At 38.5% G+C, this 22134-nt stretch carries 23 protein-coding genes; 8 read left to right on the top strand and 15 right to left on the bottom strand.

The features are described from left to right. The first annotated feature begins 214 nt into the window (after positions 1-214). Positions 215-553: an ATP-binding protein gene (locus MNY27_RS10185; protein ID WP_152184638.1), complete on the top strand. Its 339-nt coding sequence runs from the start codon at positions 215-217 to the stop codon at positions 551-553. A 104-nt stretch (positions 554-657) separates the two neighbouring features. Here the strand turns inward: MNY27_RS10185 and MNY27_RS10180 are convergent, their stop codons facing one another. Then, a complete protein-coding gene (locus tag MNY27_RS10180; protein WP_152184637.1) occupies positions 658-1701 on the bottom strand; it encodes an acetate kinase in 1044 nt (347 codons plus the stop codon). Continuing rightward, positions 1698-3782, bottom strand: a complete 2085-nt coding sequence (pta, locus tag MNY27_RS10175) for a phosphate acetyltransferase (protein WP_152184636.1) — start codon at positions 3780-3782, stop codon at positions 1698-1700. Before pta ends, MNY27_RS10180 begins: the two co-directional genes overlap by 4 nt. Positions 3783-3825: 43 nt before the next feature. Between pta and MNY27_RS10170 the strand changes: the two genes are divergently transcribed. Then, entirely contained in the window at positions 3826-4173 is a 348-nt protein-coding gene (locus MNY27_RS10170) for a YchJ family metal-binding protein (protein ID WP_152184635.1), read from the top strand. On the opposite strand, the gene MNY27_RS10165 is transcribed toward MNY27_RS10170, so the two are convergent. Next, the gene (locus MNY27_RS10165) at positions 4166-4579 is read right to left on the bottom strand and encodes a GNAT family N-acetyltransferase (protein ID WP_152184634.1); all 414 of its coding nucleotides are present in this window, start codon (positions 4577-4579) and stop codon (positions 4166-4168) included. The genes MNY27_RS10170 and MNY27_RS10165 overlap by 8 nt on opposite strands. A gap of 262 nt (positions 4580-4841) precedes the next feature. On the opposite strand from MNY27_RS10165, the gene MNY27_RS10160 reads away from it, so the two are divergent. The 3 genes from MNY27_RS10160 to MNY27_RS10150 are packed head-to-tail and all read left to right on the top strand — an operon-like array spanning position 4842 to position 7645. Further along, positions 4842-6449 (top strand): ABC-F family ATP-binding cassette domain-containing protein, encoded by a 1608-nt coding sequence (locus MNY27_RS10160; protein WP_152184633.1) that lies wholly within the window; start codon positions 4842-4844, stop codon positions 6447-6449. Between the two features lie 2 nt (positions 6450-6451). Continuing rightward, on the top strand, positions 6452-7300 hold the full coding sequence (locus MNY27_RS10155; protein ID WP_152184632.1) for a DUF5718 family protein: 849 nt from the start codon (positions 6452-6454) through the stop codon (positions 7298-7300). Continuing rightward, the gene (locus tag MNY27_RS10150; protein WP_152184631.1) at positions 7301-7645 is read left to right on the top strand and encodes a translation initiation factor; all 345 of its coding nucleotides are present in this window, start codon (positions 7301-7303) and stop codon (positions 7643-7645) included. It abuts the gene before it with no gap. On the opposite strand, the gene MNY27_RS10145 is transcribed toward MNY27_RS10150, so the two are convergent. Beyond that, a complete protein-coding gene (locus MNY27_RS10145) occupies positions 7642-8910 on the bottom strand; it encodes a diguanylate cyclase (protein ID WP_346392269.1) in 1269 nt (422 codons plus the stop codon). The two genes, MNY27_RS10150 and MNY27_RS10145, sit on opposite strands and share 4 nt — an antisense overlap. 102 nt (positions 8911-9012) lie before the next feature. Here MNY27_RS10145 and MNY27_RS10140 point away from each other — a divergent pair, with 102 nt between their 5' ends. Beyond that, positions 9013-9447: a hypothetical protein gene (locus MNY27_RS10140; RefSeq protein WP_152184629.1), complete on the top strand. Its 435-nt coding sequence runs from the start codon at positions 9013-9015 to the stop codon at positions 9445-9447. Here MNY27_RS10140 and MNY27_RS10135 read toward each other — a convergent pair. From MNY27_RS10135 to greA, 11 genes are read right to left on the bottom strand one after another with little or no spacing between them, the layout of a single operon-like run. Next, on the bottom strand, positions 9435-10709 hold the full coding sequence (locus MNY27_RS10135) for an aminopeptidase P N-terminal domain-containing protein (RefSeq protein ID WP_152184628.1): 1275 nt from the start codon (positions 10707-10709) through the stop codon (positions 9435-9437). The two genes, MNY27_RS10140 and MNY27_RS10135, sit on opposite strands and share 13 nt — an antisense overlap. After that, on the bottom strand, positions 10706-11302 hold the full coding sequence (locus MNY27_RS10130; RefSeq protein ID WP_152184627.1) for an ABC-type transport auxiliary lipoprotein family protein: 597 nt from the start codon (positions 11300-11302) through the stop codon (positions 10706-10708). The genes MNY27_RS10135 and MNY27_RS10130 overlap by 4 nt, the downstream gene beginning before the upstream one ends. 1 nt (position 11303) lies before the next feature. Beyond that, positions 11304-12254 carry an MlaD family protein gene (locus tag MNY27_RS10125; protein ID WP_246153854.1) on the bottom strand — a complete coding sequence of 317 codons (951 nt, stop codon included), beginning with the start codon at positions 12252-12254 and terminating at the stop codon, positions 11304-11306. Beyond that, positions 12251-12985, bottom strand: a complete 735-nt coding sequence (locus MNY27_RS10120; protein WP_152184626.1) for an ATP-binding cassette domain-containing protein — start codon at positions 12983-12985, stop codon at positions 12251-12253. The genes MNY27_RS10125 and MNY27_RS10120 overlap by 4 nt, the downstream gene beginning before the upstream one ends. Before the next feature lies 1 nt (position 12986). After that, positions 12987-14105, bottom strand: a complete 1119-nt coding sequence (locus MNY27_RS10115) for an MlaE family lipid ABC transporter permease subunit (protein ID WP_152184625.1) — start codon at positions 14103-14105, stop codon at positions 12987-12989. Between the two features lie 9 nt (positions 14106-14114). Next, a complete protein-coding gene (locus MNY27_RS10110) occupies positions 14115-14609 on the bottom strand; it encodes a chemotaxis protein CheW (protein ID WP_152184624.1) in 495 nt (164 codons plus the stop codon). After that, positions 14609-17020 (bottom strand): chemotaxis protein CheW, encoded by a 2412-nt coding sequence (locus MNY27_RS10105; RefSeq protein WP_152184623.1) that lies wholly within the window; start codon positions 17018-17020, stop codon positions 14609-14611. The genes MNY27_RS10110 and MNY27_RS10105 overlap by 1 nt, the downstream gene beginning before the upstream one ends. Before the next feature lie 11 nt (positions 17021-17031). Continuing rightward, positions 17032-17970: a chemotaxis protein gene (locus tag MNY27_RS10100; protein ID WP_152184622.1), complete on the bottom strand. Its 939-nt coding sequence runs from the start codon at positions 17968-17970 to the stop codon at positions 17032-17034. Between the two features lie 3 nt (positions 17971-17973). Beyond that, complete coding sequence (locus MNY27_RS10095; protein WP_152184621.1) at positions 17974-18711, bottom strand: metallophosphoesterase; 738 nt, start codon at positions 18709-18711, stop codon at positions 17974-17976. Then, positions 18701-19711, bottom strand: a complete 1011-nt coding sequence (gene argC / locus MNY27_RS10090; protein WP_281346802.1) for an N-acetyl-gamma-glutamyl-phosphate reductase — start codon at positions 19709-19711, stop codon at positions 18701-18703. Before argC ends, MNY27_RS10095 begins: the two co-directional genes overlap by 11 nt. Further along, positions 19698-20195 (bottom strand): transcription elongation factor GreA, encoded by a 498-nt coding sequence (greA, locus tag MNY27_RS10085; RefSeq protein ID WP_152184620.1) that lies wholly within the window; start codon positions 20193-20195, stop codon positions 19698-19700. Before greA ends, argC begins: the two co-directional genes overlap by 14 nt. A gap of 117 nt (positions 20196-20312) precedes the next feature. On the opposite strand from greA, the gene MNY27_RS10080 reads away from it, so the two are divergent. Next, positions 20313-20720, top strand: coding sequence for a PAS domain-containing protein (locus MNY27_RS10080; RefSeq protein WP_152184619.1), 408 nt, complete (start codon positions 20313-20315; stop codon positions 20718-20720). Further along, positions 20721-22025, top strand: coding sequence for a nitrate- and nitrite sensing domain-containing protein (locus MNY27_RS10075; RefSeq protein WP_346392268.1), 1305 nt, complete (start codon positions 20721-20723; stop codon positions 22023-22025). It abuts the gene before it with no gap. The last annotated feature ends 109 nt before the right edge of the window (positions 22026-22134 follow it).

Raw genomic sequence — 22134 nt, 5'->3', positions numbered from 1 at the left:
CCTTTCAAAAAAGATGAAATGGAGTCTATCAAAAATTAATTTGATTTTTTAAGGTTTGTGTTTAAAAAGTAACTTTTAACTCACTTCCTTTAGTGCCAATTTTAGCAGTTCGTTTGACAGTGACAAAGGGCTACCGCTGTTGTATAGAATATGGTTTGCTTTTTTTACTTCTTTTTAGCTCTATTATGTTGAAATTGTCTGATAATATCCTGCTATAAAAATAGATGCAGATCTCTACTACTTTTCTATCGCCTTAAAAAACCTTATTGATAATGCTTTAAAATATTCTTCCAATAGACCTATAAAAATTATTGCAGATATAAACAGCCTCAAAATCATCAGTAATGGCTTAGCATTGAGCAAAGAGTTAGACTATTACTGCAAACTTTTCACACAAGAAAATAACTCAAGAGAAGATAAAGGCTACGGTCTCGGACTGAATTTAGTCAAAACTATTTTAGAAAAACATCATTTTCAACTTCAATACAAACACCATAATGGCAAAAATATTTTTAGTATTATTTTTGGGTATTCTACAAACCCTATGAAATAGTAACTTTAATAGAGAATCCCCTAAAAATAGGAATTTCTTAAAATATTCTATTAAAGAGAACGTAACACCACTTTAGTCCTTTGACTAAGATATAGGCTTCTTGCCTATATCTCCTTTTTTTTAATGAGTCGATAGCACTCATTCGCAATTTCCAACTCTTCATCCGTTTGTATCACTAACATTTTTATATTTTTCAGTAGTGTATTATCCATTACAGCATCACGAATCTCTTGAGAATTTTCTCCTATGCCACCACTAAAGACAATGGCATCGACATTTTCAAGTAAAACCATATAGGCACCTATATATTTCTGGATTCTACGCACCATGATATTAATGGCTAGTTTTGCTTTTTCATCCTCACGCAGGAGTATCTCACGTAGGTCATTTTCACCACATATTCCTAAAAGTCCGGACTCTTTGTTGAGAATATGTTCTATCTCTTTTGAGGTTTTTCCAAGAGAGCGCTGCAGATACAAAACTATCTCTGCATCGATATCACCACAACGCGTCCCCATCACAAGTCCTTCAAGCGGAGTAAACCCCATCGAGGTATCGATGCTTACACCATTTTTTATAGCACAGGCAGATGCACCGTTTCCAAGATGGAGTGTAATGATATTTATCTCACTGGACTCTTTTTTCAGCTCTTTTGCAGCCTCTTTAGCCAAGTATGCGTGCGAGGTACCATGAAATCCGTAACGCCGAATTCCCTCTTTTGCATACAGTTCATATGGTAAAGCATAAAGATACGCCTCTTTTTGCATACTTGCATGAAAAGCTGTATCAAAAACAGCAACTTGCAAAATATGTGGAGCCTTTTTCAGTGAGATTTCTATACCTATTAAGTTTGCAGGATTATGCAGTGGTGCCAAAACAATAAGCTCTCTAATTATATCAACGACGCTCTCATCTATAATAACACTCTTTTGAAGTTTCTCTCCGCCATGCACGACTCTATGCCCTATGGCATCCAAAGTCTCAAAGTCTATATTTAAAGCGTCCAATGCCTCTGCGTGAGATGCTATGTCTGTATCACTCTCCCCTATTCTCTCAATAGTTTTCGAAAAAAGTAGGGCTTTACTTGGGTACTCAAAAATCTTGCACTTCAGTGATGAGCTTCCTGAATTTAAAACTGCTATCTTCATGAATCTTGTGCTGCCTGAATAGCTGTAATGGCCACGGTATTGACAATATCTTCGACCAAACATCCCCTGCTTAAATCATTGACCGGTTTTTTAAGCCCCTGGATAATCGGCCCAATAGCAATTGCACCACTGCTTCGCTGGACTGCTTTATAGGTATTGTTTCCAGTATTTAAATCCGGGAAAATGAAAACCGTTGCTTCTCCTGCAACCTTGGAGTCTGGCAGTTTTATACGTGCAACGTCTTTATTTATTGCAGCATCATATTGGATAGGCCCCTCTACCAACAAATCCGGTCGTTTTTGCTTGACAATATTGGTCGCCTCTCGTACCTTATCTACATCAGCTCCATGACCACTCTCCCCTGTAGAGTAAGAGAGCATGGCAACTTTTGGAGTAATGCCGAAAGTTTTAGCAGTATCTGCAGAAGCGATGGCAATATCTGCCAACTCCTGTGCATTTGGGTCTTCATTGATAGCGCAATCTCCATAGACCAAAACCTTTGTCTCAAAACATATAAAGAAGACGCTCGATACTATAGAGACATTCTGTTTTGTTCTTATAATCTGCAGTGCCGGTCGCATTGTATCTGCCGTTGAATGAATCGCTCCGCTAACCATTCCATCAGCATAACCACACTCAACCATCATCGTAGCAAAGTAGCTCAAATGTGTTATGGCATCACGTGCTTGCTCACGTGAAAGCCCTTTATACTTTCGTTTTTCATAAAATTTCTCAGCAAACTCATCCAGATATGCAGACTCCAAGTGATTTATAACCCTTGCATCTGAAAGATTGAGCCCAAGGCGCATTGAGCGCTCTCGCAGTTCATCTTCATCGCCAAGCAGTATAATATTAGCAACACCACGTCTAAGAACTATCTCTGCAGCACGCAGAATTCTCTCATCACTTGATTCAGGTAAAACGATTGTTTTTTTGCTTGCGTGAGCCATTGCAAAAAGTTTATACTCAAACATCTGCGGTGTCATTATCTCACTATATGTAGAAGCTATTTTCTCTTCGATTGCCCCAATATCTACACTTTCATTAAAAAGTCCCAGTGCGAGAGCAATCTTTCGTTTCGAGTTGACTCGCAGACGTGAATGTACCTTTAAGATGTTTTTTGCCGTATTGAAGGTATCACTTTTTACCGAGAGTATCGGTATCTTAAAGCTCTCCAGTCCATCGATGAGCTTTTGAATATTTGGATGTATCTTCATATCAAAAGGAAATACGATTGCAGAGATATTGGGATACTTTGAGGAGTGCAGTGCACCATAAAGCCCTAAAATAATGTCAGACCTGTCAGCAGGAACAATGACCAGATCATCCTCTTCAATATGTTCTAAAAAGTTATCCAGTGAGAGTGCTGCAACTTTCATAGCTCTGATAATACGAAGCGGATCATGTTCGCCTAAGATAATACTCTTGGCATGTAAACTATCCATCACATCTTCAATGGTTGGAAGATTGAGTTCTTCTAACTCTTTTAAAAGATAGGTTGTATATTTTGTTTGTGCAAAAAGTTTGTGAAGTTTTTCTAAGTTCTCTTCTTGAACACGATTGACAAAAGTTGCAAAATGGATACAACCAACAGAGCTAGAGTGTTCATTTTCTATCAGTACCTCTTCATATACCTCTTTGGGTGTTTTATCTTTTGCACTGATGATATTGATGTAGGGCGCACCAAAATTTTGTGCGATTTTAACATTTAAATCATATGATATTGTCGAAGTTAAAAAAGATTTGCGGATTCCCTCACACAAAACAAAGTCATACTCTTTCTCAAGCCTTTTAAACTTTGCAATAAGATTTTCTATAAGCTCACTTTCTCTACCTTGTGAAATAAGCTCTTCTACCTCAGCAATATCATAAGCAAAACAGTCCTCATATGCGATATCAAGATTGTAACGCTCTAAAATAAAAGAGATATCACTGTCACGAGTCTCACGTGAGTAGATTATAGGACGGAAAAAAGCAACACGATGGAGATTACGTTTGAGTATCTCCATCATCCCCATAGAGACAAAAAGCGTACCCGCGTTTTTTTGCTGTGCTGCGATATAGAGCGATTTTATCTTCATAAAAAATCCTTAGTGTATAATTCTAGCAAAAAAAGGCAATATTGTGACACCAAAAAAGTTAATGATAAGCAGGTATGAGGCATTTGTGAGAAAAGATTGGGAATATTTGGCTCGGACCTCTACTTCACAAAGTGTCGACGAACTAAAACTGATGCCAGATCTTGAATGGCTCAAACTTGAAGTATTGCATGATTATGACAATATTGTTGAGTTTAAAGCCTACTACCGTGAAAATGGAAAAATTGGTGTTTTACATGAAAAAAGTTACTTTATAGAAGAGAGTGGCAGTTGGAAATATCAAGATGGTGAACTTTTTAACGCCAAAGTAGAGAGAAATGAACCATGTCCATGCGGTAGTGGGAAAAAGTTTAAAAAGTGCTGCGCTATATAGACCTTACAAAAAGATAACTCTTTTTCACAAATCCCTCTTTCTCATAAAGCCTATGTGCATCTTCTCTTTGCATACCGGATGAAAGCACGATATTTTCACATGCCGCTGTTTTTGCATAGTCTTGCAGATACGCAAGCATCATCTTGCCATAGCCTTGTGAGCGAAATGATGCATCAGTTACAAGATCAAAGATATAAAGATGTCGTTTATGGTATAAGTTTGTCTGTACGGCAACACCTGCATAAGTAACAAGCTGTTCTTTTTCAAAAAGACCTATCATCTTATACTCCATATGACGCATATCATAAATCAGGTCTTCAAACTCATCATAGCTAAGCTCACGCAGTTGTTGTAAAACATCATAAACAGGATAGAGCTCTTTTAGTGTCATTTCTCGTATTTGCATTCAGTATTGTAACAAAAGCTTCATAGAAATAGCCTCTTATTTATAAAAATATAGCTATATTTTCAGGAAAAAAGAGGTTAGAATGAAAAAACTCTCCTACTTTTTTATTATCACCACCCCAACAAACTAACTCAAATTTTGAGTTAGTTTGTTGGGGTGGTGATAAGTGACTGCAGCGCAAAAGACTCCTCCAACTAAAATAATCATCTTTTAAACAACTCTTGGATATAATCGCGAAAAATTTATCCAAGAGAAGCTTACAATGGTAACAGTACAAAATCTTACAATGCGATACGGAAACAGAACTCTGTTTCAAGATATCAACTTAAAACTTGACCGTCATAAACGTTATGGACTTATCGGTGCAAACGGTGCCGGAAAAACAACTTTCTTAAAAATCCTCTCAGGTCAAATCAATGAGTATGAGGGTGAAGTTATCATCCCTAAACAAAACAGAGTTGGTGTTTTAGGACAAAATCAATACGCTTTTGAAGATTTTACTATCACAGATGCAGTTCTTTATGGAAACAGACGTCTTTATGATGCCATCAAAGAAAAAGAAGAGATTTATATGACAGGGGACTTCGAAGATGATGCAGTTAACAATCGTCTTGCAGAGTTAGAGACTATCTGTGTTGAAGAAGACCCGACATATGAGTATGATGTAAACATTGCAAAGATACTTGAAAATGTCGGAATTCCTGCTGAAAAGCATAATGAGCTGATGAGTACACTTGACTCGGCGGACAAATTCAAAGTCCTTCTTGCACAGGTGCTTTATCCAAAACCTGATGTGCTTTTCCTCGATGAGCCGACAAATAACCTTGACATTGAGACTATCAGCTGGTTAGAGCATGAACTGCAGCGTCATGAGGGAACTATGGTCGTTATCTCACACGATAGACACTTTTTAAATGCTGTTGTAACAAACATCCTGGATGTTGATTATCAAAAGATCCGTGAGTTTACAGGAAACTATGATGACTGGTACATTGCAGCAAATGTAATGGCGAAACAGATGGAACTTGACAATGCCAAAAAGCTCAAAGAAAAAGAACAGCTTGAAGCTTTCGTTCGCCGTTTCTCTGCAAATGCTTCAAAAGCAAAACAGGCAACATCACGTCAAAAGCAGCTTGAAAAACTCAATATCGAAGAGATCAAACCATCTTCTCGCCGTGACCCGTCTATCGTGTTCAAAGCAAAACGTGTTATGGGTGATGAAGCACTTGAAGTCAACCATATTTGTCACGCTTATAGTGATAATGAAGTACTCAAAGACATCACTTTTAAAGTAAATCCGGGTGAAAAAATCGCACTTATCGGTGGTAACGGTGTGGGTAAAACGACACTGATTAAAATCCTTATGGAAGAGATGAAGCCAAGCTGTGGCGGAGAAGTAAAATGGGGTGCTACAATTGAGAACTCTTACTTCCCACAAGATACAGCAGACATCATTGAAGGCAACGGAACACTCTATGACTGGTTGCGTGCATTTGATCCAAAACGCGACATTGCAGAGATTCGTAACTGTCTTGGTCGTATGCTCTTTAACGGTGAACAGCAAGAAAAATCTGTAGAGTCTATCTCAGGTGGAGAAAAACATCGTATGATGCTTTCTAAAATGATGCTTGAGGGTGGAAACTTTTTAGTTCTTGATGAGCCTACCAACCACCTTGACCTTGAAGCGATCGTAGCCCTTGGTGAAGCACTGCACAACTTTGACGGCAATGTTATCTGTGTCTCTCACGATAGAGAGTTACTTGATGCATTTGCAACGCGTATCATTGAGCTGCGTGAGGATCATACTTATGTTGATTTCCAAGGCAGTTATGAAGAGTTCGCTGAGGCTAAAGAAGCTGGTAAGATCTAATCATGCCTGCTTACCGTAATTTTTTAGGACTTGGAATTGCAGGCAACTTTGCCCTGCATCTCGCACAAGCCGGAGAGCTTGAAGATTTTAAAGATGTTATTACTGAAGATGAGGCAGCACCGAAGGGAATCTTCCCTTTTTATCTGCCATGTGCAAAAACAACATCCACTGAACGCCCACGTGAAATTCTCTCTACCTATCCACTCTCAGCAACTACCATTAACTTACCAAAAGAAAATGTCAATGTACAAGCAGAACCTGAGGTTGGACTCGTATGTGAGATAGAGTACGAAGATGGCAAAGTAACAAATATCACTCCAAAACAATTTGGCGCATATAATGACTGCTCTATCAGAGTTGGAGGTGCTGCAAAAATCAGTGATAAGAAAAACTGGGGTGAGAATTCCAAAGGACTTGCAGAGAAGCTCATTAAAATTGATACATTTTCAGAGGGTGGCATTATGGATAACTACAGTATCTGTAGTTTTTTACGTCGTGATGGAAAACTCCATGCTTATGGGGAAGATGTAGAGCTAAATGGCTATAGCTATTTCTATAAGAAACTAACAGACTGGATAGCCAATCAAATCAATACCCAAGAAGATTTTGGCCCGCTTGAAGATATCAAAAGTTATATCGCATCCTGTAGTAATCCTACAGAGCTTATCATCAGTATTGGTGCGACACGGTATACACCTTACGGAGAGAGTACCTTTTTAGCATCCGGTGATGAAGTTATCGTAACGCTTTATGACCATACACAAGAAAATATTGAAAGCCTTACGCAGGATTTACAAAATGGCCTATATGCAAAAGAAAACAGAAGCGTCTTGGCACAAAAAGTCATCTAAATGAGCAGAGGGAAAAAACTTGACATCTTCATCGGTGCAGATATCGATGATGGCTGGGCAGAAGTCCAGAGTCCACGTAAAAGCCAAGTGGTTTCTGAAGTCCTAGCACCGCAAAAGCATCTCTTACACTTTGCAAAAGAGAAACGTCGAGGCAAGACAGTAACGCTTGTAGGACCTTTTGAACTGCAAAAAGAAGATGCCACAAAACTCTTAAAACTACTCAAGAAGAAACTTGGATGTGGTGGAGCATACAAAGATGGTTTTATGGAGTTTCAAGGCGAGTTGAAAGAGAAACTACGCCCTCTTTTGATCGCAGAAGATTTCCGTTTTAAACAAGGACACTAAGAAGCGTTACGATGTACCTCTTCATGCATCGGTTTTGTTGTTGCCGCACTTACATTTGAAGTGATGATGTACCTGTCACGTCCACTCTCTTTTGCCTCATAAAGCATCTCATCCGCACGTGAGATAAGTATCTCATCATCTAAAGCCTCATCAGCTATACAACAGACAACGCCTATGGAGATCGTAACAAAATCAGAAACCTTTGACTTTTCATGTCTCAGCTCACGACCGCGTACAGCATCACAAATCTCACGGGAAAGTTTTGCACTGTTTGACTCATCTGTTTCACTCAGCAATACGCCAAACTCTTCACCACCAAGTCTAAAGACATAATCGCTTGGACGCTTGAGTGTATCTTTTAAAACTTTTGCAACGGACTTGAGTGCGAAATCTCCTTCAACATGTCCATAAGTATCATTGTACTGCTTGAAGTAGTCGATATCTAGCATCATAAACGTAATGTATGTTTTGTTTCTTTTTGCACGTTTGAGCTCACGTTCGTAAACAAAGTTAAAATATCTTCTGTTATGCAGATCTGTCAAAGAGTCCGTATAAGATGCATTTTCAAGTTTTTTGTTTGCAATTTTTAATTTTTTCGCTGAAATTTCTAGCTGCGTATGGTCCTTTTGAATACTTCTAAAGACATAGAGTAAAACAGCAAGTATGCCCAAAATAACAACAGAGAGAATAATTCCAATACGCAGCATCATAGTATGATAAGTATGTAAAAACTTCTTTCTCTCATAATATGCCACACTCACTTCATAGTTGATAAGCTTTTGCAGTACCCTGTGAATATATGCTACTTTTTTTTCCAAAGTGTTTATAGAGATTTTTGTAAGGTCTTTACCATTCTTTGCAGCATAGAGGATCTGTTGAAAGTATCTGTTCGTTGCTTTTATCTCTAGATTTGTATACTCAACATACTCCATCTCCTCTTCACTCTTAAAATGAGATATATAACTTTTCCATTTTTTATTGATCTCATCTAAAGAGTCCTCAAGATTAAAAATAATCTCAGAAGTGCTTATCTCTTTGCGTGAGGCTTTGTAGAGTGTATCTGCAAGTCCATTATGATATTTTTGCAAAATTTCATTGAGTTCTGTTACAGGAACCAAGGAACCAAAATAGAGGGAATCGATATTTCTTTTCATGGCATTGACATAGGTTGTTCCCATGATAGCAACACTTATAAGTCCAATAGTAATGAGTAAGAAAAGAAATAAAAGCTTACTTCGAAGTTTCAGTGCTTCAATAAACTGCATACGGCTCCCTCTGACAATAATAAAGCATATCTTGTGCCAATTTTATGGTAGAATTTCACCAATTTAAATAAACCAAAAAAATTGTTATAAAAAGAGAAAACTATGGAAGCAAAAGCAATTAAAACAGAACGTTACTTATCACAAGAAAAGATACAAAAGCATCTGCAAAATGTAGAATACATCATTATGGCAGCCCCTGCACCGGAACACTTTAAAGATACACCGATTCATTTCACTATTTTTCTCAATACTGCAGATACTATTCCTGCTGATATTCAAACAGCTATCCTAAATAAATTTCGAGATGAACACAAAATAGGTGAACCGGCAGAACTTTTGAGTCAAATTATGCCGGTTGGTTTTGCCATCAGTAGCTCTCAAGATACACCTATGCCAATGTTACTTGTAAAACCAGAAGACCAGAGAACCATTGCAAATGTTCCGATGCATGTTATGGATTTTCTTGCTGATTCTGATGAGTTTTTCGAAGCAAAAGAGAAAAATCTCACTGGATGGAGCTACTCTTACGAAGTGTAAGCTTCCATCTCTTCTATCTCTTTTTTTATCGCTTTAGAGAGGTTCTTAGCCCCTTTTTCTGTCACTAAGATATTATCTTCAATGCGTATGCCTATTCCTCTGTATTTTTTTGGAACTTTGCTATCTTTTTCATCTATATAAATACCCGGTTCGATTGTTAAGACCATACCTTTTTTAAGAGGAACCTCTTTGCCTTTTTTAGTTTTGTACGGAGCCTGATCATGAACATCAATGCCCATCCAGTGTCCTATTCCGTGAGGAAAATACTTTTTATGACATTCTTTTTTGAGAAGTTTTTTCACCTTGCCATGCAAAATTCCAAGTTTTACCATTCCCTCGCATAAAAGCCTCTCGGCTCTTTTTTGCAAACTGCTTCGCATGACTCCGGGTTTTACCATTTTAATTATCTCTTTTTCAACATCTAAAACCAGCCCATAGATCTCTTTTTGCGCTTTTGTAAATTTTGTTACAGGAATCGTTCGTGTTATGTCACTTGCATAGTAGTTATACTCACACCCTGCATCGATGAGAATGAGTTCATCTTTTGTGAGTCTTGCACGATTATCTATATAGTGCAAAGTATTTGCATTGTTTCCTGATGCTACGATGGAACTGTACGCATCACTCTGTGCCCCATATTTTTTAAACACATACTCCAATTCAGCTTGAAGCTCATACTCATAGTGCAGTTTTGATGCCTTTTTCATCGCTCTGTGGTGTGCTTTTTTTGTTATGTCAAGTGCCTTTTTTATAAGTGCTATCTCTGCATCTGATTTAATAAGACGCATCTTCTCAATCAGACTTGCCGCATTTTTAAAGGTATCTATCTTTTTGGCATAGCGTTTTAAGAGCTTGACTTTAGAGTAATCAAGTTTAAAGTCATAATAGAGTCTCTGTTTTGCTTCTAAAAATTCTTTGAGTTTCAAGGGGAGCTCACTATACTCAAATACATCATCGACAATAAAGATCTCTTTTGCCTGTTGTTGCCCAAGTCGTTTTCCATTCCAAAGCTCTTCATTGGCATCTTTTTTGTGTACTAAAAGATATATTTTTGTTTTTTTCGCCTCTTTGACAAACATCAATGCTGATTTATCTTCAGTAAATCCTGTCATATAGTAAAAATTACTCTCTTGTCTGTAGGGATATTCTGTATCGTTTGAGCGTGTTTTTACTTCAGCACTAAATAGCACAGCAACAGAGTACGGCTTTAGTTTTTTGGCAAACTGTGTACGTCTCTCTTTATATTCTTTCTCTTTTATCATTTACAACTTCCTGATATCCATTGTATCATCTCATCCAAGCTCTCACCGAGCAGTTCATTTAAAGCGACAACTCCACTTTGAGCATTAGCTCTTTGTGTCTTTTTCTCTTTACTTATATGCTTACTTGCGATAATTTTTGCCGTTTTATTATCAATAAGTGAAAATGTAATTGCAATTTTTACAAACGACTCTTTTTCATCTTCACTATAATATTGTGAAAAATCATCCACTCTGCTCTCTAGTGTATAATCACTGCGACTGAAAGATTTATGATTATCTACTGTTTGAAAGATATTTGCACTCTGGAGTGCTTTTACTATCGCATCACTGATAGCTCTGTTTGGATTTTCTGCCCACTCTGATCGATTATATGCGAACTCTTTGTATTTGCCGACAACATACTTCATCTTTTTGCTCATCAAAGAGCTTTTTACAAAGACCTGTGCAACTGTCAAGGAACTTTTTTGACAAGAGCTTTTTAGACTTTGTGCTGTTTGGATCTCTGTATCAATCCTGTACTCTGTTATTGACGGATATGTTGTCGAACAGGACGCAAAAAAAAGCACCATAAAAGCTACTACGATATTTCTCATTTTATCTCTCCCCCGGAGCAGTTTTTTCTTCTGTTTTTTTATAAAGTATATCAGAAGGATTACGTTTAAACTCCTGCAACGTATTTTCTACATCTATCATTACGTTTTGACTCTCAAGCATCGTGTTGTTTACTGTATGACTCATCTTCTCAAAGGTAATAGCAGAGTCCGAAAAAGAGACTGCCATATTTTTCATTGTGTTATCCATTCTAAAATACGTCCCTTTGATAGCTTCAAAAGATGCATTGATATTATCTTCCCATTCGATACTCTTTGCAACAAAGGTATCAATCTTAGGCATCAAATTATCAACTTTATAGGTGATATTGTCTAAATTATTCATAGAGCTTTGAAAATGTGTAATCGTTTTTTCATCAAGCAGCCTGTCAAGTTTATCCATGATACTTGCAGTTCGTTTTAAAAGTAGTCCAACCTGTTTTTGATTCTCATCATTGAGCAGTTTTTGTGTTTTATAAAGCGTTGCAGAGAGTTGCGAGGAGACATCCCCAAGTGAGCGTTCAAAGTGCTCGAAAAAGGAAGGAGTTGTTTTGATAACCGGATACTTTTGCCCCTCTTTTGCTTTGAGTGGCGGCGCATCATTTTTTCCCTGCGTGAGGTTAATGTAAGTAAGTCCCGTGATACCCTGTGCAGTTAGTTTTGCAACACTGTTTTCTTTAATTGGTGTGCTTTTTAAAATATCGACCGTAACTTCTACCTGCTCTGTATTTTTTGGGCTGATTCGCAGTCGTATCACTTTTCCTACTGTAATGCCTCTGTATTTTACAGGTGCATCAAGATTAAGCCCCAAAACAGACTCATCAAAATAGATAAGGTACTTTTGCGTCTCTTCATCCGTTGAGGGTTTTAACATCCAGTATGCAAAACCAAACATTAAACCAAGTCCTATTAAGACAGAGAGACCAATAAGTGCATAATTTACTTTATTATTCATTTCATTTTCCCAAAAAAGCTTTCTATAAAATCATTTTTTACATTTGTCACTTCTTGGAGTGTTCCTTCATATATAATCTTTTTGTTGTCAATTATAGCAACTTTATCCAAAGTATCATATATTGACTGCAGATCATGACTGACCATAACAATCGTAAGCCCCAACATATCACGCAGTTTCAGTATCAAACTATCAAACTCACGTGCCGATATCGGATCGAGTCCACTAGTTGGTTCATCTAAAAAGAGTAGTTTTGGGTCCATTGCTAGTGCACGTGCCAATCCTGCTTTCTTACGCATACCACCACTGATCTCTGAAGGGTAGAGATTTGCATCTTCTGTTTTTAAACCAACCAAATTGATTTTAAATCGTACTATCTCGTCTATCATTTTTTCTGAGAGCTCTGTATATTCAATCAAAGGTAGTGCAACATTCTCTTTGAGTGTCAAAGAAGAAAAAAGTGCACCAAACTGAAAAAGTACACCCCACTGATGCCGCAAGCTCTGTGCGTCTCTCTCACTGATAGTCTCAAGTCTCTTGCCTAGCAGTTCAATGGAACCACTTGTAAACTCTTGGAGTAGTACCATCTCACGCAGTAGTGTTGTTTTTCCACATCCACTCGGTCCCAAAAGTCCATAGATCTCACCCTCATTGATTGTAAGGTTAAGACCGTCATGGACAATTTTATCACCAAGAACAGTGCGAACATCTCTTACTTTGATGAATTCCATTTTATATTCCTAAATTTGTAAATGCGATGGAAAAAACCGCATCACATACAATGACCGCAAAGATGGACTCAACAACACTTTTGGTTGTATTAAATCCTATGCTTTGCGTATCATCTTTTACCTTAAGCCCTCGGTAGATCCCAATAGCAGCAATCAAAAATGCAAAGAATGGCCCTTTTACGATTCCTACATAAAAATGCTTCGCAGCAATAACCTCACTAAAACGGTCCATAAAAAGCTCCATTGTGATGTTCAGGTCAATATTTGCAACAATCAAACCACCAAGCATCGCCATCATATCTGCTACAAAGATAAGAATCGGCATCGTTATCACAAGTGCGATGATACGAGGAAGTACTAAAAAGGCAAAAGGCTCAAAGCCCATCGTCTTCATTGCATCAAGCTCTTGTGTTATCTTCATTGCCCCTATCTGTGCCGCATAGGCCGAACCACTACGCCCTGCAATAACAATAGCAGTAATCAAAGGTGCCAATTCACGAAAGATAGAAATTCCCAGCATATCAACGATGAAGATATTTGCTCCATAGATTTTTAGCTGGTAAGCTGACTGATAGGCCACAACAAGACCAATTAAAAAACTTGTCAGTGCAATAATTCCAAGAGCCCGTATAGCACTCTCATTTATCTCAAAAGCTATCTCTTTAAAACGAATATTTTTGAGTGATGTTATATAACGCAGGTTCGTTGTAAAAAGCTTTCCAAAAAAATGTAAAAAAGAGAGAAGCCCGATGTAGTAGTTATAAAATAACTCTCCTGTTTGTTCTAAAAAGCTCTTCTGCTTTCTTGGTACAGACTTATGAGAACTTTTCATATTCTCTTTGATGAGATTCAAAGTATCTTTTTGTGTTGTATCTTCTAAAAGTAGAGTAACTGCTATCTCTTTTTTTGTGAAGTATTTTTCCAGATTATAAATAAAGAGCGCCCCGGCAGTATCAAGAAATGTCACATCCTGAAAATCCAGTTGCAATGCATTGAAAGAATATGTTTTTACATAAGCTAGCGCTTTTTCTATGTTGGCAATTGTATAGAGTGTAAGCTCTCCTTCAAAAGTGATGAAGAGCTTATCATCATGGAGGTCGATAAGAGGTTTTTTACACATCGAAATGTTTTAGAAATCTCTCTCTAGTAATTTGTTGACTTTTAAAATTGTAATAATTTTATCTGCCTGTTTTCCAACACCATCAATGATAGTATCATCACCGTTTATAGTATCAGGTGCCGGACCGATATTCTCTTTTTTGATACGAATCGCCATTGTAAGTCTGTCAATCACAAAACCGGCAACATCATCCCCATGACGCATAACGATAAAACGAGTATCTTCTCCATGTTTTTTTGCAGAGAGCCCAAATTTGAGACGTAGATCTATAAGCGGAATAACAGCACCACGCAGATTAAAGACCCCAAGAACATAAGGTGGTACCTGTGGTACTCTTGTCCATGAAAAAGGTTTGATAATCTCCTGAATTGATAAAATTGGTACTGCATACTCTTCATCGCCTATCATAAATCCTACAAGCTGTACAACATCATCGAGCTGTTCTACTACGCTGTCTTGCTGCTGGGACTGTTTGTTAATAATATCTTTTAGTTTATCACTCATTATAAGAACTCCGCTTTAAAGTTAACATTTCTCTGTACAACACTTGCCAGATAATCAGACGAATATGGTTTTGTAATATATTCAACCATTCCGGACTCAACTCCACGCATTCTGTCAGCTTTACTTGTTCTTGACGTAACAGCAATAAGAGGAAGATTTTTGTATCTGTTATACTTCTTGATTTCACTTGCAAGCGAATAGCCATCCATTCTTGGCATCTCAATATCAATAAGCATAGCATCAAAGTTATAATCACCTGATTTCAAGATACTCAGAGCCTCTTGTCCATCACCTGCTTCTACAAGTGTCATACCCATAGGTTCGAGTGCTTTTCTCATGATTGTTCTGTCTGTTTTGGAATCATCCACAATCATAATGACATAATCACTCGCCTGTGATTTCTCTTTACTTGCACCGCCCTCTTGTGCTTCTGTCATTGTTGTAGCTTTAACATTTTTAGCGATATCCATGAGTGCAACAACATCCACTATGAGTGTCACACCACCATCACCTCTGATTGTCGCACCGGCAATACCTTCAATACCTTTGAGATAATCTCCAAGTGACTTGATAACGATCTCTTCTTGACCTACAAGCGTATCAACAATAAGTCCTAGTTTTGAAGTCCCAAGTCCCAGTACAACAACATAAGCATGTTCACTTGCATCCAAGATACGTTCTACCTCAAAAATATCTCCGATATGAACAAGAGAGAGTACATCATCACGCAGACGCATAACGCTTTTCCCCTCAACCGTATAGATCTCATCTTTGGAGATTCTAACCGTCTCTAGAACCGAAGCGAGTGGAATCGCATAGTGCTCTTCTTGAACACCAACTAAAAGTGCCTGAATAATCGCAAGTGTTAGAGGAATTTTTAATTTAATGGATGTACCCTTGCCTACTTCAGAATCGATGTCGATGATACCATTGAGTTTCTCGATGTTTGTTTTTACAACATCCATTCCAACACCACGACCACTTACATTCGTAACAGCTGCAGCAGTTGAAAATCCCGGTTTAAAGATAAGCGCAAACGCCTCTTTATCACTCATTGTATCAGCTTCTTTTTCAGTGATGATACCTTTCTCTAAAGACTTATTCTTAAGCATTTCAGGATCAAGCCCTTTACCGTCATCATCGATTTGAATGACAATCTGGTTTCCTTCGTTGTAAGCTTTTAGTGCGATGGTTCCTGTCTCCGGTTTTCCTTTTGCAACACGTTCCTCCGGAGCTTCAACGCCATGATCACATGAGTTACGGATAATATGAACAAGCGGATCACCAATCTCTTCAACGATAGACTTGTCCAGTTCTGTCTCCTCACCAGAGATGACAAGTTCTATCTTTTTGTTCAGCTCACGTGAGAGATCACGGATCATACGAGGAAATTTGTTAAACACTTTTCCAATAGGCAGCATTCTTGTTTTCATAACGGCAATTTGAAGGTCCGTTGTTACAAGTGAAACAATTGATACAACCTGATTGAGCTCTTCTAAGAACTCTTCACCCTCATAACGCTCTTCAACATCATCATTGATTTTAATCAGTCTGTTTTTTGCAAGAACAAGCTCACCGATAAGATTCATCAGGTGGTCAAGTCGTTTTACATCAACACGAATCGTCTGTTCAACCTGAGCCGGAGCTTTTCTTGCAGGTGCAGCGGCCTTTGGTTCCTCTTTTTTCTCCTGTTTTACAGGAGCTGGTGTTGGAGCCGGAGCTGGTGTTACTTTTTCTTCCTCTTTTTTCTCCTCTTTTGCCTTTTCCTCTTCTTCATCAGGATTTGGCATTTGCGGTACCTTTTCGCCTGCAGCTATTTTTGCTTCACGTTTTTTTCTATCTTCTTCCTGGCGCTGTGCGAGAAGTCTCTCTATCTCTGCTTCGACCTCTTCAGGAGACATATTTTCATAATCTATCTCCTCTTCATCATCTTCAGAACTGCTCCCTTCTTCTGAAGCAGCATTTTCTTCTTCTCTACTCTCTTCTTGGGCAGATGCTGCTGCAGTTGGCGTTTCAAATTCACCGCTTCCACCTGTTATCTTGTCAAGTCGAGCAACACACGCTGCAACATCGATGCCGCTATCACTGTTTGTATCACGAATCTGCTCTAAAAGTTGTTTCATTAAGTCAACAGACTCTAAAATAACATCCATAATATCTGGAGTAATGGTCAGCTCACCATGACGTGCACGATTGAGTACATCTTCCATATGGTGTGTCAAGTGTGTCAGTACATCAAAATTTAAAAATGAAGAAGCCCCTTTTACAGTGTGTGCAACACGAAATATTCCGTTTAAAAGATCCAAATCTTCCGGATTTGATTCCAATTCCACCAAATCTTCATCAAGTTTCTCAACCAGTTCAAACGCTTCTACTAAGAAATCTTGTAGAATCTCTTGAAATTCATCCATATTTTATACTCCTATTTCATATGTGCACGCACAACACGCGACACTTCATCATAAAATGAAGAAGCCTGAAACTTCACAAGGTAAGCTTCCCCTCCGGCTTCTATTCCTCTTCCTTCACTAAAATGATCACTAATCGAAGAGTTAAACACAATCGGTATATCGTTAAATCGTGCATCGTCCCGTACATTGGCTGCAAAATGGAAACCGTCCATTCGAGGCATCTCCACATCAGAGATGATGATTTTTAGCTGCTCTTTGAGGTTCTCTCCATACATCTCATAGAGGTCATTGAGTTTTGAGAGTCCCTCCTCTCCATCCATCGCTTCAACCACATTAAAGCCCATCTTCTGCAATGCATCTTTAACGATCTTTCTTGCCGTAGCACTGTCATCGAGAACCAGTGCCAATCCATGAAATGTCGTAATCTCCTGCGGTGCATTGTCTGTATCGGGTTCATAGAGTCCAAGATCCTGCACCACGCTCTCCAAATCGAGTATAAGCAAAACAGAATCCCCCTCTATTTTTGTCACACCGGTGATCTTGTTTGCATCAAGACCGCTTGAAGAGCTTATGAAGTTTGCCGGTTCTATATCGCTCCATGAGATTCTTCGGATTCTTCTTGCTTCATGAACAATAAAACCAATAAGTACATTATTAAACTCAGTAATAATGACACGGGCATTTTTCTTTGCATCTTCAGGCTCTTTGATTCCCATCCATTTTGCCAGATTGACAACTGGAATCACAACCTCACGCAGATCAAAAATACCTTCAATAAACTCTGGTGTTCCTGGAAGTTCTGTTAAAAAAGGCACACGGATAATCTCACGCACTTTTGAAACATTGATACCGTAAATACCTTCATATACTTTATCTTCTTCTTGTTTTAGTATACGAAAGTCAACAAGTTCCATCTCATTGGAACCGATTTTTAGGGAGTTATCATCCATCTTTTACATCTCCTTGGAGAATTGGTGTTCTTCTAACAATTCTTTATCGTGCTTCGATTTTACAATAAAATATCTTTGATTGCAAGCAAAAGCAGCTAGGTTAATATAAGTAAAACTGCTAAGTTCAAAGCTTCTATTTTGGTGAAAATGCCCCTCTACAAAATAGTCACATGCAAAGCGATTTGTAAAACGGTTTCTGATGAAATCTTCAAACCAAGAGAGCTCTTTACAATCATCTTTTTTATCCAAATGTGCTTCGATTTTGTTGATGATGAGATGGTTTAATGCGATATCGATGTATTTTAAAACAAAAAGAATGAAAGGATTGCGAATCAATGCCGTATATATTTTATACCCAAGTTTTCCATCAAAATCACCGTGAGCCAGACAGACTTTTTTATCATCAAACTGCAAGGTTACAGGTTGGAGTGCGAGAGGAAAGATTGTAATGTTTTCAAAGACAACCTTGAGATTAAAGTCATGATTGCCTTCAAAGTAGATGACCTCGATCTCCTCTGCTATTGCATCAAGCAGTCTTATCATCTCTTTATTCTCTTCATAGGTATAATCAATGAGTCCAAAGAGGGCATCAAAGATATCACCCATTAAGATAAGTTGTGATGGTTGAAGTTTTTTTGAGTGGATATCTTTTATAAGAGCAAGAAGCTCTGGTCTATGTAGTGAGTAGTGTGCATCAGAGATGATGTAGGCACCCTCACGCAGCTCTAAATTATGGGACATAGGCTATATCGGGGATGCCCATCTTCTCATCAAGCCCCATCACAAGGTTGGCATTGACAAGAGCTTGTGATGATGCACCACGCATCAAGTTATCAATCGCAGAAGCGATAAAGAGCAGAGTTCCTTTTTGTTTGACATAGATATCACAAAAGTTTGTCCCTGCTACATCTTTCATCGTTACAGGCGTCTTACTTATACGAATAAAAGGCTCCTCTTTATAATACTCACGCAAGAGCATTTGGGCATCAAAACTCTCCTCTACCTGAATGTAGATAGAACTGATCATACCACGTGTTACAGGTACGAGATGCGGCACAAAATTCACCTCATCAAACTCAATTCCAAGTTTATTTGCAATTTCTGGTGCATGACGATGCATTAAAGGATTGTAAGCAAAGAGATTGTCATTGACATTGACAAAGTGCGTTGTATCGCTCAGTTTTTTTCCAGCTCCGCTCACACCTGTTTTTGCATCTACAATGACAGGTGTGCTTGGCACTCTTTTATCCATAAACGGTAAGAGTCCTAAAATGGCAGAAGTTGGAAAACATCCCGGATTGGCAACAAGTTTCGCCGATTTCAACTCCTTACGGAAAAGCTCCGGTAGACCATAGACTGCGTGAGAGAGATTGGTAACATCCGTATGCGGACAGTAAAACTCTTCATAGATATCTTGCGGCAGACGATAGTCGGCCGAGAGATCAACAACTTTGACACCTTTTGCAATGAGCGGCTTAACATAGGCCATCGCTGTTTTATGCGGCAGTGCCAAAAATATCAAATCACAGGCAGCCGCCATTGTATCTACATCTGCACAGTGCACTTCATCTTCACAAACTCCACTGAGTGAGGGATGAAGTGCATTGATAGTTGTACCACCTTCTGAATTTGCAATATAGACAAGATTGAAAATAGGATGCTTGAGTAGCATCTTGACCAGTTCAAGTCCTGTATAGCCTGTTGCACCAACAACGCCTACATCAATTTTATTCGCAGTCAAAGATAATCTCCTGATACTTCACTTCATCTATCTCAAACTCTTTCTCACCACCAGGAAGACGTACCTTGACCTCATCACCCTCTTCTTTACCTAAAAGCTGTTTGGCCAAAGGTGAGTTAAATGAGATAAGCCCCATATCCGGATTACTCTCAGCACCACCGACAATCGTATATGTTACCTCTTCATCACTCTCCATATCAGTCATCACAACAGTTGAACCAAAGCTCACTTTTGAGTGTGCCAGCTCACTAGGGTCAACGATCTGTGCATTCCCAAGTATCTCTTGAAGTTCTGCCAAACGGTTATCAATATTTTTTTGTTGCTCTTTTGCTGCATGATACTCGGCATTTTCTTTCAAGTCACCATGTTCAAGTGCTTCTTCAATTGCCTTCACAACAGCAGGACGCTTCACCTCTTTTAAATCTTTTACCTCAGCCTGAAGTTTTTCATAGCCATATATTGTCATCGGTTCGACATTTTGCATAATTGTTCTCTTTTTTGCGTAATTATACCAAAATATAAACAAAATCCCCCCCCCATTTAACCTTTGCTTAAATTAAAAATCTATATGATTGTTTCAATCTTAAAAAAAGGCAAGATAATGGCTTATAATAACAGCAATGAAATATTGTTAGATACAAAAGCCTTTCTCGTCTCCGAGACGGATGAGAAAGGCATTATCCGTTTTGCCAATGATGAGTTTTGCAAGTATGCCGGCTACAGCGTACAAGAGCTCATAGGTAGACCACATAATATTGTGCGACACCCCGATATGCCCAAGGCGGCATTTCAAGATTTGTGGGATACCATCAAACAGGGAAAACGGTGGAGAGGTTTTGTCAAAAACAAAACAAAAGATGGCGGCTATTACTGGGTCTTTGCAACAGTCTACCCTTTCACCTCCTGTGATGGCTCACGAGGCTATATCTCATGCAGAAGAAAAGTCTCTGAGATGGAGAGGGACAAATATGAAGCACTCTACAAAGAGATGCGAGCGAAGGAAGCATAGATGGAATTTTTAAAATATGTAACGATTAAAAACAAACTGCTGCTTAATGTTGTCATTCCTATTGTAACTATCATTATTATGGCATCTTTGGTAATATCCGGACACATCAAGCAGAGTGAAAAATATGCCGATTATAATGCCATTGTCAAGCTTGATGTAACAATCTCCTCACTTGTCCATGAGACACAAAAAGAGCGTGGAGCAACTGCGGGATTTTTAGGCTCAAAAGGGAAAAAGTTTACTAAACGACTCCCTGCACAACAAAAAAATACAACCAAAAAGATTAAAGCATTAGAGGCACTCCTCCAAGAAAGTGAAGTAGAGGCGCTTTTAAATGATGATGTTAAAGCTTACTTTCAAAAAGCGATGGCAGAACTCAAGCGAATTGAAGCTATCCGCTCACAAACACTCTCTCAAAGCATCAGTGCTCAAAAAGCGATAAGTTACTACACCCACATGAATGCCCTGTTTTTAAACTTCATCGCCAAAACATCTCAACAGGCTGCCGATGCACAACTTACATTTCGCACCCTTGCCTACTTTAACTTTTTAAACGCAAAAGAGCGAGCAGGAATTGAGCGGGCAGTAGGAAGTGCTACATTTGCCAATGATAAATTTGCCCCGGGAGCAAAAGCTAAAATCGCTTCACTTATCTCTGAGCAAGACTCCTACATGGAGAGTTTTCAAACACTTGCAACCAAAGATGATGTTGCTTTTATGCAGCAAACTCTACAAGGCAAAGCGGTAGATGAAGTCCAAAGAATGCGAAACATCTTGCTGAGTGCCAATGAGATTGGCGGCTTTGGCGTGAGTGCTACCTACTGGTTTGACACTATTACCAAAAAAATTAACCTCTTAAAAGATGTAGAGAACTATATGGAGAAAAATCTGCACGGAAGTGGTGCAAAAGAGAAAGCCGCCATAGAACTTGCAAAAACCATGGCACTCCTGCTTCATGAAACTCAAAAAGAGCGGGGTGCAACAGCAGGATTTTTAGGCTCAAAAGGGAAAAAATTTGTAAAACGACTCCCTGCACAGCGAAAACTTACCGATGCAAAAATGGCAGCCTTCAGTACCTATTTACGCCATTTTAATGCAAACAGCTACTCAAAAGAGCTGCAAAACGCTCTTAAGAACGCAAAAAAAGAGCTTGCAAAGATTCAATCTATTCGTAAAAAAATCTCTGCACTCTCCATCAGTGGCAAGGATGCCATTGGTTACTTTACCCATATGAATGCACTCTTTTTAGATACCATAGCAACCGTAACACACATTCCACAAAGTGCAAAAACAAGACTTAATTAAAAAAACGGGTGCTTAATTTTTTAATTTTACTTATAATTCACCAAATAATAATCAACTAAATTAAGCTTCAAACTTTTGCTCAATCCACGATGTAAAGTAATCATATTTT

The sequence above is a fragment of the Sulfurimonas sp. NWX79 genome (assembly GCF_039667035.1).
Lineage (GTDB): Bacteria > Campylobacterota > Campylobacteria > Campylobacterales > Sulfurimonadaceae > Sulfurimonas > Sulfurimonas indica.
The sequence above is the reverse complement of the archived record's forward strand: the minus strand, read 5'-3'. Positions and strand labels throughout refer to the sequence as shown.

Bases quoted from the DNA above. Each gene is read 5' to 3' on its own strand.
- MNY27_RS10180 (WP_152184637.1), bottom strand. From the start codon at position 1,701: ATGAAGATAGCAGTTTTAAATTCAGGAAGCTCATCACTGAAGTGCAAG.
- pta (WP_152184636.1), bottom strand. From the start codon at position 3,782: ATGAAGATAAAATCGCTCTATATCGCAGCACAGCAAAAAAACGCGGGT.
- MNY27_RS10165 (WP_152184634.1), bottom strand. From the start codon at position 4,579: ATGCAAATACGAGAAATGACACTAAAAGAGCTCTATCCTGTTTATGAT.
- MNY27_RS10160 (WP_152184633.1), top strand. From the start codon at position 4,842: ATGGTAACAGTACAAAATCTTACAATGCGATACGGAAACAGAACTCTG.
- MNY27_RS10155 (WP_152184632.1), top strand. From the start codon at position 6,452: ATGCCTGCTTACCGTAATTTTTTAGGACTTGGAATTGCAGGCAACTTT.
- MNY27_RS10150 (WP_152184631.1), top strand. From the start codon at position 7,301: ATGAGCAGAGGGAAAAAACTTGACATCTTCATCGGTGCAGATATCGAT.
- MNY27_RS10145 (WP_346392269.1), bottom strand. From the start codon at position 8,910: ATGCAGTTTATTGAAGCACTGAAACTTCGAAGTAAGCTTTTATTTCTT.
- MNY27_RS10140 (WP_152184629.1), top strand. From the start codon at position 9,013: ATGGAAGCAAAAGCAATTAAAACAGAACGTTACTTATCACAAGAAAAG.
- MNY27_RS10135 (WP_152184628.1), bottom strand. From the start codon at position 10,709: ATGATAAAAGAGAAAGAATATAAAGAGAGACGTACACAGTTTGCCAAA.
- MNY27_RS10130 (WP_152184627.1), bottom strand. From the start codon at position 11,302: ATGAGAAATATCGTAGTAGCTTTTATGGTGCTTTTTTTTGCGTCCTGT.
- MNY27_RS10125 (WP_246153854.1), bottom strand. From the start codon at position 12,254: ATGAATAATAAAGTAAATTATGCACTTATTGGTCTCTCTGTCTTAATA.
- MNY27_RS10120 (WP_152184626.1), bottom strand. From the start codon at position 12,985: ATGGAATTCATCAAAGTAAGAGATGTTCGCACTGTTCTTGGTGATAAA.
- MNY27_RS10115 (WP_152184625.1), bottom strand. From the start codon at position 14,105: ATGTGTAAAAAACCTCTTATCGACCTCCATGATGATAAGCTCTTCATC.
- MNY27_RS10110 (WP_152184624.1), bottom strand. From the start codon at position 14,609: ATGAGTGATAAACTAAAAGATATTATTAACAAACAGTCCCAGCAGCAA.
- MNY27_RS10105 (WP_152184623.1), bottom strand. From the start codon at position 17,020: ATGGATGAATTTCAAGAGATTCTACAAGATTTCTTAGTAGAAGCGTTT.
- MNY27_RS10100 (WP_152184622.1), bottom strand. From the start codon at position 17,970: ATGGATGATAACTCCCTAAAAATCGGTTCCAATGAGATGGAACTTGTT.
- MNY27_RS10095 (WP_152184621.1), bottom strand. From the start codon at position 18,711: ATGTCCCATAATTTAGAGCTGCGTGAGGGTGCCTACATCATCTCTGAT.
- greA (WP_152184620.1), bottom strand. From the start codon at position 20,195: ATGCAAAATGTCGAACCGATGACAATATATGGCTATGAAAAACTTCAG.
- MNY27_RS10080 (WP_152184619.1), top strand. From the start codon at position 20,313: ATGGCTTATAATAACAGCAATGAAATATTGTTAGATACAAAAGCCTTT.
- MNY27_RS10075 (WP_346392268.1), top strand. From the start codon at position 20,721: ATGGAATTTTTAAAATATGTAACGATTAAAAACAAACTGCTGCTTAAT.